The sequence below is a fragment of the Bradyrhizobium sp. 22 genome, from assembly GCF_000482425.1.
GTDB classification, from domain to species: domain Bacteria; phylum Pseudomonadota; class Alphaproteobacteria; order Rhizobiales; family Xanthobacteraceae; genus Bradyrhizobium; species Bradyrhizobium japonicum_B.
The window spans coordinates 1,329,460-1,339,362 of record NZ_KI519400.1 but is presented as its reverse complement, the minus strand read 5'-3'; the positions used below and the strand labels follow the sequence as shown (position 1 = coordinate 1,339,362).

The window sequence follows — 9,903 nt, the reverse complement described above, 5'->3', positions numbered from 1 at the left end:
CGGGAGCGGCGGCCGCAGGCCGGATTGATCTGTCACACCGACCGGGGTGTGCAATACGCTTCGCACGCTTATCGCAGCACCCTTATGGAGGCCGGCATGACGGCATCAATGAGCCGCAGGGCCGATTGCTACGACAACGCCCCGATGGAAAGCTTCTTCCATACCCTGAAGACCGAGCTCGTCCATCATCGCAACTACAAGACCCGCACTGAGGCCCAGCGCGATATCTTCAGCTTCATCGAAGGATTCTATAACCGGACAAGGCTCCATTCCGCACTCGGATATATCCCCCCGATCGAGATGGAGCTAAAAGCCGCTTAACCCGTCCACTTTATCGGGGGAAGATCACGTCTGCAATCGAGAGCCCCCAAGAGGAGAGAGCCCTCACCCGCGCCTTCGGCGCGACCTCTCCCGCGAGCGGGAGAGGTGCAGCAAGCGTCTGATCGGCCGCGGCGTTACTCCGCCAGCGCGTTGTACTTCTTCAGCGAGGCCTTGAGGTCCGCGAGCGCGGCATCCGGATCGGCGCCGGCCTTCTTGGCGCCGTCGCTCCAGGTCTTCACCAAGGGCTCGGCGGCCTTTTTCCAGGCGGCGGTCTGCTCGGCCGTCAGCTTATAGACCTCGTGGCTGGATTCCGCCTTCACCTTGGCGATGCCGGCATCCTCGAACTTGCCCCAGTGCTCGCCGACCACGCCTGCCATCTCGACCGAGCAGTTCTTGTCGATCGCGGCCTTCTGCTTGTCGGACATCGCATTGTACTTGTCCTTGTTGATCACGAACACGAAGGTCGTGGTGTAGAGCGGCGCCTCCATGTCGTACTTGGTCACCTTGTCGATGCCGAACAGCACCAGCGAGCCCCAGGGGAAGGTGACGCCGTCGGCGACGCCGCGCTCGATGATGTCGCGCACTTCCGGCGCCGAGGATTGCACGTTGGTGCCGCCGAGCGAGGTGACGAAGTTCGCCATGGTGGCGTGCGCCGGGCGGATCTTCATGCCCTTCACGTCTTCGGGCATCACGATCTTCTTGGTCTTGGAATGGAACGACGAGGGCGAGTGGACGAAGGCGAGGCAGTATTTGACGTCCTTCATCTCCTTCTCGGCATGTTTGCGATACCAGGCGTCCAGCCCCATCGAGCCGCCCTTGGCGTCCGAGATCAGGAACGGCAGCTCGCCGGCGCCGATGATCGGGAAGCGGCCGGGCTGATAGCCGGGATTGACGTAGGTGACGTCGGCGATGCCGTCGCGCGCCATGTCGTAATGGTCGAACGCCTTGCCGAGCTGCTGGGCCGGAAACACCTTGCCCTTGATGGTGCCGCCGGAATCCTTCTCGACCGCCGCGGCCCAGTCTTCCAGCGACTTCTGGAGCGGATGCGAAGCCGGTACCCAGTGCGAGATCTTCAGATCGAAGGTCTTGTCCTGCGCCAAGGCAGGCGTCACGCTCGCGGCCAGCAGCAATGCCAGACAGGCTCTTCTCATCACGCGTCTCTCCCTGTTGTCGACGGCGGGCTTCGACGGCCCGGTCTGATTAATTAACATGTTATCTAGATGGCGGACGGGTTCAAGCCGGAATTGGCGCGCATCCACCGTCAGCCCTGTTGCATGGACTTGTCGCCTTCGCGACGACCGCGCTCCCCTTTTGCCGAACGATTATATGGTATAATTATCCTGAGCGTCTTGAAGCGACAAGCAGGCCGCCACGAAAGCCTACAGGATCGGGAGGAGCAAGTATTGCGGACAAAAGTCGCAATCATCGGGGCCGGGCCGGCCGGATTGTTGCTTGGGCAACTGCTGCACGCTTACGGCATTCATAATGTCATTCTGGAGCGGCAGAGCCCGGACTACGTGCTCGGCCGTATCCGCGCCGGGCTGCTGGAGGAGGGAACCGTCGCGCTGCTCGACCAGGTCGGGGCGGGCACCCGGGCGCATGCCGAGGGTCTGGTGCACGAAGGCATCGAGCTCGCATTTTCCGGGCGCCGTCATCGCATCGACATGAAGGGTGCGACCGGCAAGACGGTCATGATCTACGGGCAGACCGAGGTCACGCTCGACCTGATGAATGCGCGCAAGGCCGCCGGTCTCGTCTCGGTCTACGAGGCCAAGGACGTCCAGGTTCAAGATTTCGACGGCAGTCACCCGCGCGTAACTTACGTCAAGGACGGCGTCACCCACACGCTCGATTGCGACTTCATCGCCGGCTGCGACGGTTTCCACGGCGTCAGCCGCGCCAGCGTTCCGGCCTCTGCAATCAAGGAGTTCGAGCGGGTCTATCCGTTCGGCTGGCTCGGTATTCTCTCGGACACGCCGCCGGTCAGTCACGAACTGATATATTCCAACCACGCCCGCGGCTTTGCGCTCTGCACGATGCGCTCGACCAAACGCAGCCGCTATTACGTGCAATGTTCGCTCGACGACCACGTCGACCAATGGCCGGACGACCGCTTCTGGGACGAATTGAAGCGCCGGCTCGATCGGGAGGCGGCCGACAGCCTCGTCACGGGCCCCTCGATCGAGAAGAGCATCGCGCCGTTGCGCAGCTTCGTCGCCGAGCCGATGCGCTTCGGCAGGATGTTCCTGTGCGGCGATGCCGCTCACATCGTGCCGCCGACCGGGGCCAAGGGCCTCAACCTCGCCGCCAGCGACGCGCATTATCTGGCGGGCGCGCTGCGCGAATTCTACGACGAGAAGTCCAGCGCGGGCATCGACGCCTATTCCGGCAAGGCGCTGGCCCGAGTCTGGAAAGCCGTACGTTTCTCCTGGTGGATGACCTCGATGCTGCACAAATTCCCCGACACCGGCAGCATCGGCGCCCGCATCCAGCTCGCCGAGCTCGACTACGTCACGCAGTCGCAGGCGGCCATGACGTCGCTCTCGGAGAATTACGTCGGCCTGCCGTTTTAAGGGTGGTGCCGTAGGGGGGCAAAGCGTGAGCGTGCCCACCATCTTTCTCAATCGTGCAGAGATCGTGGGCACGGCGCTACGCGCCTTTGCCACCCTACGCGATCTGTGCCCTCGCGCGTTTCAAACACGCGCGCAAATGCCGTTTGAAACTTTGTAATTGATGCGCCCGCCGCGTCCGTCGTGTTCAATGCCGATGACACGATAGCGCGAGACAGCCATGACCCTCACCGACATCCCCGCCGGCTTCGAGCCGCATTTCCGCAAGGCGCCGCTCACCGATCCCTGGGAGCCGCTCTACTCCAAGAAGACCGGGAAAGGCGTCACCGTGGGATTGCGGCTGGCGACGCCGCACACCAACGCGCGCGGGCTGATCCATGGCGGGTTGATTGCCGCGCTGGCCGACGCCGCCATGGGCTATAGCTGCGCCCAGGCGACGGGCTGGTCGACCTCGCTGGTCACGATCTCGTTGTCGGTCGACTATGCCGGGGCCGCCGAGATCGGCCAATGGCTTGTGGTCGAGGGCGAGGCGATCAAGACCGGCTCTACGATCTGTTTCGCGCAATGCCTGGCGAAAGCCGACGATGCCGTGATCGCGCGGGCCAGCGGGACGTTCCGCGTGGTGCCGAAGAAGGGGTGATGTCCTCGCTTTCCGTGTCCCGGACGCGCTGCAGCGTGTAACGCTGCTGCGCAGAGCCGGGACCCATACTCGCATGGGACCGTACTGCTTTCTTGATCCCGGCTCTGCGGAGCGGCACTTCGCGCCGCACCGCGTCCGGGACACGAGACCTATCCAAACCTCCATTCCGCCGTCTCCACCACGAGATCGATGAACGCGCGCACCTTGGCCGAGAGCAGGCGCGAAGTCGGATAGACGATGTGGATCGGCAGCGCCGGCTGCTCGTATTTCGCCAGCACGATCTTCAGCCGCCCGCGCCTCAGCCCTTCGGCGGCCTGATAGGCCAGCACCCGTGTCACGCCGCCGCCGGCCTCGGCATATTGCAGCGCGGCGTCGGCGCTGTTGCTGGCGAAGCGCGGGGCCGTCGTCACCTCGATGTCACGGCCGTCCTGCAGGAAACGCCAAGCGGCGGACGGGCCGAATGCGATGGTCTGGTGCGCGAGCAATTCCTGCGGCGTCTTCGGTTCGCCGTGACGCTTGAGATAGCCCGGCGCCGCCACTGTGATCCGCCGCATCTCGCCGACCTGGCGTGCCACCAGCGAGGAATCGGCGAGGTGGCCGATCCGCACCGCGGCATCGACGGCGTCCTCCACCAGGTTGACGAGATGGTCCGACAGGCGGAGCTCGCAGGCGACCTCGGGAAAGCGCTTGAGATAGGCGGTCATGACCGGCCCGACATGCAGCCGGCCGAAGCCGATCGGGGCCGAGACCACCAGGCGCCCGCTCGGCCGGTTGCGCTCCTCGCGTGCGGAGCCATCGGCCTCCTCGACATCGGCGAGGATCCGTCGCGCCCGCTCCAGATAGCGCCTCCCGACGTCGGTCAACGTCACCTGCCGCGTGGTTCGTTGCAGCAGCCGCGCGCCGAGATGCTCCTCCAGCGCCGCGATCAGTCGCGTCACCGCCGAGGGCGACAGCCGCAGCTTTCGCGCCGCCGGCGCAAAGCCGCTGAGATCGGCGACGGTGACGAAGACATGCATGGCTTCGAGGCGGTCCATCGCATTATTGCATATATTGCAATGATGAAGTGTCAAGCGGATCGATTGTTTTAGCCTCCGGAAGGTCCACGTAGCTCGTGACAGACGCACCCATGCGCCCGCATTCCAGGGGATATCCCGATGACGACAACTCGCACCTACGCCAGCGACGTCGCCTTTTCGCCGGCGGTGAAATCGATCCAGACCCGAAAGGGATCGCGCGAGGGCTATGCCCATGCCGAGCAGCGAGGATGGCGTACCGAGGTCGATGAAAACCTCGCCGCGTTCCTCGGCGACGCCAACAGCTTCTATTTCGCCACCGCATCGGCCGACGGCCAACCCTATATCCAGCACCGCGGCGGCCCGAAGGGCTTCCTGAAGGTCTTGGACAAGCAGACGCTGGCCTTCACCGACTACGCCGGCAACCGGCAATACATCACGCAAGGCAACCTCTCGGAGAACGCCAAGGCCTACATCTTCGTGATGGACTACGCCCATCGCCGCCGCGTGAAGATCTGGGGTGAGGCGCGCGTCGTCGAGGACGACGAGGCGCTGACGGCCTCGCTGATGCCGAAAGGCTACCGCGCCCGGCCGGAGCAGGTGATCCTGTTCAAGATCGCGGCCTGGGACACCAACTGCCCGCAGCACATCCCGCAGAAGTTCGACGCAGGCGATGTCGCCGCGGCGCTGGCGGCGCGAGATGCGAGGATCGCTGAGCTCGAGGCGGAGCTGGCGGCGCTGAAGGGAGAGAAGGCGGCGGGAGTAGCTCCCTAACCCGCGGCTTTCTTACCCTCCCCTGGAGGGGGCCGGGACGAGCGTAGCTCGCCCGTGGGTCGATCGCGCGCAGCGCGAGCGGGGTGGGGTGATCTCTCCACGCGGGAGCTGTTAGATGTGGAGAGACCGTCACCCCACCCCGTCTCATACCTCGCTTCGCTCGACATGAGCCGACCCTCCCCCTCCAGGGGAGGGTAGAGTCAGATCGCACTCGCGCCTTCGTGCTGGAAGCCGAGATAGCTCGCCGCCACCCGCTCGTTCGCGGCGACGTCGCTGGCCTTGCCGCTGAGCACGAATTCGCCGAGCTCCATCACGTAAGCCTGGTCCGCGATCTTCAGCGCCGCCTGCGCGTTCTGCTCGACCAGCAGCACGGAGACGCCGCTGGCGCGGAGTTCGGCGACGATACGGAAGATGTCGGCGACAATGATCGGGGCGAGGCCGAGGCTCGGCTCGTCCAGCATCAGCAGCTTCGGCTCGCCCATCAAAGCGCGGCCCATCGCGAGCATCTGCTGCTCGCCGCCTGAGAGCGTGCCGGCGAGCTGCTTGCGCCGCTCCTTGAGCCGCGGAAACAGCGTGTAGACCCGCTCCATCGAGGCCCTCGCCTTGGACCTCTCGATACGGAAGGCGCCAAGCTCGAGATTGTCCTCGACATTCATGGTCACGAACAATTCGCGGTGCTCGGGCACGAGGCCGAGCCCCATCGCGACGCGGTCCTCGATGTCGAGCCGGGCGAGATCCTCCCCCGCAAAGACGACGCGGCCTTTCAGCGGCAGGATGCCCATGATGGCGGACAGCAGCGTGGTCTTGCCGGCTCCGTTGGCGCCGACGATGGTGACGATCTGGTTGGCCCCGACCTCGAGCGAGACCGAGCGCACCGCCTCGACCTTGCCGTAGGCGACATGGGCGTCGGTGACGGACAACAGCGCGCTCATGCCGCCACTCCGAGATAGGCCTTGATCACTTCGGGATTGGTCTTGATCGTGGCGGGGGTGCCCTCGGCGATCTTGGTGCCGAAATCGAGCACCACGATGCGGTCGGCGAGGTTCATGACGAAGCCCATGTCGTGCTCGACCAGAAGCACGCTCATGCCGCCGTCGCGCAAGTCACGCAGCAGCGTCGCCAGCCGCTGCTTCTCCATGTGGCGCAGGCCTGCGGCGGGCTCGTCGAGCAGCAGCAGCATCGGATCGACGCAGAGCGCCCGCGCGATCTCGACGATGCGCTGCTGTCCCAGCGACAGCGAGCCTGCGAGCTGATGCATCTGCTCGGTGAGGCCGACGCGCTCGATCTGGCGGGCGGCCTCCGCAAGCAGCTTGGCCTCGTCGGCGCGATCGAGCCGCAGCATCGAGGCGATCGGCCCGGAATGGCCGCGCAGATGCGCGCCGATCGCGACGTTCTCCAGCACGGTCATGTCGGGGACGAGCTTCACGTGCTGGAAGGTCCTGCTGATGCCGAGTTTGACGATCTCCTGCGGCGGCGCGTTGTCGACCTTCTTGCCGAGCACCGAGATCGAGCCTGACGTCGCCGACAGCACGCCGGTGATCAGGTTGAACGTCGTGCTCTTGCCGGCGCCGTTCGGGCCGATCAGCGCGACGATCTCGCGAGCCTGCACGTCGAACGAGACGTTGTTGACCGCGACCACGCCGCCGAACTGTTTCCGCGCCTTGTCGACCTGGAGCAGGACGCCGGACTCGGTGGGGGCGCGGGTGCGATGCTCCAGCTTCAGCGAGGTATCCGGCTTATTGCCGCTGGTCCGCTCGGGGAGGAACGACATCAGCCAGGGCCAGAGACCGCCGGGCGCGAGCTGCAGCAGCGCCACCAGCATGATGCCGAACACGATGGTCTCGACCTGGCCGGAGCCCGGCAGGATCAGCGGCAGATAGCTTTGCAGCACCTCCTTCAGGACCACGACGATCGCGGCGCCCAGAACGCCGCCCCAGACATAGCCGGCGCCGCCGACCACGGCGATGAAGAGATACTCGATGCCCATATGCGCGCCGAACGGGGTCGGATTCACCGCGCGCTGAAGATGCGCGTAGAGCCATCCCGAGAGGCCGGCGAGCACCGCTGCATGGATGAACACCAGCAGCTTGGCGCGCGGCGTGTGCACGCCGAAGGCTTCCGCCGCGACATGGCCGCGCCTGAGCGCGCGGATGGCGCGACCGGTGCGGGAGTCCAGCAGGTTCATCGTCAGCAGTGCCGAAACGATCACAGCGATCCAGATCGCATAATAGATCGAGCCGGGCGAGAGCATCTTGAACGTGCCGATCGACAGCGGCGGGATCGCCGAGATGCCGTCGTTCCGTCCCAGGAATTCCAGCTTGCTGAACAGATAGAACAGGCCGAGCCCCCAGGCGATCGTGCCGAGCGGCAGATAATGGCCGGAGAGGCGGACGGTGATCAGACCCAGCAGCACCGCGAACAGGCCGCTGACGAGGAGCGAGAGCGGCAGCGTCAGCCATGGCGACACGCCGTAGGCCGTCGACAGCACCGCGGTGGTGTAGGCCCCGAAGCCGACGAAGGCGGCTTGGCCGAACGAGGTCAGACCGCCGACCCCGGTGAGCAGCACGAGGCCCATCGCGACCAGGGCGGCGAGGCCGATATTGTCGAGCAGCACGATCCAGAACGGGGGCATGCCCGGGATGAACGGGATCGCCGCCATCACGAGCGCGAAGACAATGATGGGAAGCCGGCTCTGCATCTTGGCCTCAGTCCTTCTCTTCCTCGACCGCCGGCGCGGCGAGCGAGCGCAGCAGCAGCACGGGGATCAAGAGCATGAAAACGATCACTTCCTTGTAGTTGGAGGCATAGAAGGACGAGAACGCCTCGACGATGCCGACCACCAGCGCCGCGACGGCGGTCAGGGGATAGCTGACGAGGCCGCCGATGATCGCGGCGACGAAGCCTTTCAGGCCGATCAGGAAGCCGGAGTCGTAATAGAGTGTCGTGATCGGCACGATCATGATGCCCGACAGCGCACCGATGACGGAGGCCAGCAGAAAAGCGATCTGCCCCGACAAGGTGGTGCGGATGCCTGCGAGCCGCGCCCCGAGACGGTTCACGGCGGTCGCGCGCAGCGCCTTGCCGTAGAGCGTCAGGCCGAAGAACAGCCAGAGCCCGACGATGAACGCGCCCGTGATGACGTAGACGGTGATGCTCTGGCCGGTGAAGCGCAGCGCGCCGGCGGTGAAGGCGCCGGACAGCACGGCCGGTCCGCGCTGGCCTTCGGCGCCGAAGAACAGAAGGCCGAGGCCCTGCAGCGCGAGGTGGACGCCCACGGAGGCGATCAGCAGCACCAGCACCGAAGTGTGCGCCAGCGGCTGGAACGCGATGCGATAGAGATAAAGGCCGATCATCGCGACGATCACCAGCGACAGCGCGATGCAGATCGCGACCGGCGGCTTCTGGGCGGCGAAGTACACGGTCAGCGCCAGCACGATGGAAGGCAGCACGATGTTCGTGATGAGGCTGCGCACGACCAGCCGCCCGTGCAGCGCCTTGCGCGCCACGAACAGGTCGAAGGCGAAGGCACCGATGCCAAGCGCCAGCGCGAGCTTGGCCGTTCCCGGCATCTGACCGGCGGCCAGCGAGGCATAGGTCAGCGCGCCGTAGGTGACGAATTCGCCCTGGGGGATGAGGATGACGCGGGTGACGGCGAATACCAGCACCAGCGCCAGGCCGAGCAGCGCATAGATCGCGCCATTGGTGATGCCGTCCTGCACCAGGAACAGCATGATTGTGGTATTCAAGACCGGACGCTCCCCCTCATATTACGAACCGGTCCGCTCGATTGCGGTGGACGGTCCGCTCACAGCCGTTGAAACACGCATGCGATATTTGATATGGTCCATAACAATTATCAAATATAACATCAAGGGTGGGGAACGACCCGTCCCGAATTTAACGGGATTACGAGCACGAGGCGATGACCGTTTCCAGAACCGCTGAAAAGTCCTCCGAAAAACCGGCCGACGCGGGCAAGGGCCGCAAGGAGGCGGCCGAGCTCCAAACCGAAGCGCTCCAGCTGGGCGAGCTCTCCGAACAGCTCGGCTATGTCCTGAAGCGGGCGCAGCTCAAGGTGTTCGAGAATTTCCTGCGCTGCATGGCCTCGCTCCAGCTCACGCCGGCGCAGTTCTCCGTGCTGTTGCTGGTCGAGAAGAATCCCGGCCGTAACCAGACCGAGATCGCTTCCACCCTCGGCATCCTCAGGCCGAACTTCGTGGCGATGCTCGACAACCTCGAGAGCCGCGACCTCTGCGCGCGGATCCGCTCCACCAACGACCGCCGCTCGCATATCCTGGTGCTGACCGACAAGGGCAAGGCCGTGCTGGCCCGCGCCAAGAAGCTGGTCGCCACCAAGCACGAGGCCCGGCTGAACGATCTGCTCGGGCAAAGCAACCGCGAAGCCCTGATCGCGATGCTCTCGAAGATCGCCAACGAGTTCTGACTCTGACCCTCCCCTAGAGGGCAGGGCTATCGCGTATGGATATTCGAGAGGCCGTCATGCCCGGGCTTGTCCCACGGCTGTCCGGTTTAATTTTGGCATAGTCTTAAGCTCATCTGGCGGTCGTTTCTGATCATTGGGGGC

Annotated in this window: 10 protein-coding genes; 5 read left to right on the top strand and 5 right to left on the bottom strand. The window is 64.9% G+C overall.

Translation table 11 applies throughout. The annotated features are described in order from the left end of the window. A partial coding sequence (locus tag K410_RS37540) for an integrase core domain-containing protein (RefSeq protein WP_196236084.1) occupies positions 1-321 on the top strand: 321 nt, incomplete at its 5' end. Positions 322-455: 134 nt separating this feature from the next. Here K410_RS37540 and K410_RS0131645 read toward each other — a convergent pair. Further along, positions 456-1,472 carry a TRAP transporter substrate-binding protein gene (locus K410_RS0131645; protein ID WP_028138594.1) on the bottom strand — a complete coding sequence of 339 codons (1,017 nt, stop codon included), beginning with the start codon at positions 1,470-1,472 and terminating at the stop codon, positions 456-458. A 252-nt stretch (positions 1,473-1,724) separates the two neighbouring features. On the opposite strand from K410_RS0131645, the gene pobA reads away from it, so the two are divergent. Together pobA and K410_RS0131635 are read left to right on the top strand one after the other, a co-directional pair. Next, positions 1,725-2,894 carry a 4-hydroxybenzoate 3-monooxygenase gene (gene pobA / locus K410_RS0131640; RefSeq protein WP_028138593.1) on the top strand — a complete coding sequence of 390 codons (1,170 nt, stop codon included), beginning with the start codon at positions 1,725-1,727 and terminating at the stop codon, positions 2,892-2,894. Between the two features lie 217 nt (positions 2,895-3,111). Beyond that, positions 3,112-3,531 (top strand): PaaI family thioesterase, encoded by a 420-nt coding sequence (locus tag K410_RS0131635; protein ID WP_028138592.1) that lies wholly within the window; start codon positions 3,112-3,114, stop codon positions 3,529-3,531. Between the two features lie 149 nt (positions 3,532-3,680). On the opposite strand, the gene K410_RS0131630 is transcribed toward K410_RS0131635, so the two are convergent. Beyond that, entirely contained in the window at positions 3,681-4,565 is an 885-nt protein-coding gene (locus K410_RS0131630; protein WP_028138591.1) for a LysR family transcriptional regulator, read from the bottom strand. Between the two features lie 120 nt (positions 4,566-4,685). On the opposite strand from K410_RS0131630, the gene K410_RS0131625 reads away from it, so the two are divergent. Next, entirely contained in the window at positions 4,686-5,318 is a 633-nt protein-coding gene (locus K410_RS0131625; RefSeq protein ID WP_028138590.1) for a pyridoxamine 5'-phosphate oxidase family protein, read from the top strand. Between the two features lie 200 nt (positions 5,319-5,518). Here K410_RS0131625 and K410_RS0131620 read toward each other — a convergent pair whose 3' ends face one another. Genes K410_RS0131620 through K410_RS0131610 form a run of 3 tightly spaced genes read right to left on the bottom strand, consistent with a single transcriptional unit; the run spans position 5,519 to position 9,064 of the window. Beyond that, positions 5,519-6,250, bottom strand: a complete 732-nt coding sequence (locus K410_RS0131620) for an ABC transporter ATP-binding protein (RefSeq protein ID WP_028138589.1) — start codon at positions 6,248-6,250, stop codon at positions 5,519-5,521. After that, positions 6,247-8,016: a branched-chain amino acid ABC transporter ATP-binding protein/permease gene (locus tag K410_RS38915; protein ID WP_049820404.1), complete on the bottom strand. Its 1,770-nt coding sequence runs from the start codon at positions 8,014-8,016 to the stop codon at positions 6,247-6,249. Before K410_RS38915 ends, K410_RS0131620 begins: the two co-directional genes overlap by 4 nt. 7 nt (positions 8,017-8,023) lie before the next feature. Then, positions 8,024-9,064, bottom strand: a complete 1,041-nt coding sequence (locus K410_RS0131610) for a branched-chain amino acid ABC transporter permease (RefSeq protein WP_028138588.1) — start codon at positions 9,062-9,064, stop codon at positions 8,024-8,026. Between the two features lie 176 nt (positions 9,065-9,240). Between K410_RS0131610 and K410_RS0131605 the strand changes: the two genes are divergently transcribed. Beyond that, complete coding sequence (locus K410_RS0131605; RefSeq protein ID WP_028138587.1) at positions 9,241-9,762, top strand: MarR family winged helix-turn-helix transcriptional regulator; 522 nt, start codon at positions 9,241-9,243, stop codon at positions 9,760-9,762. Positions 9,763-9,903 lie beyond the last annotated feature (141 nt).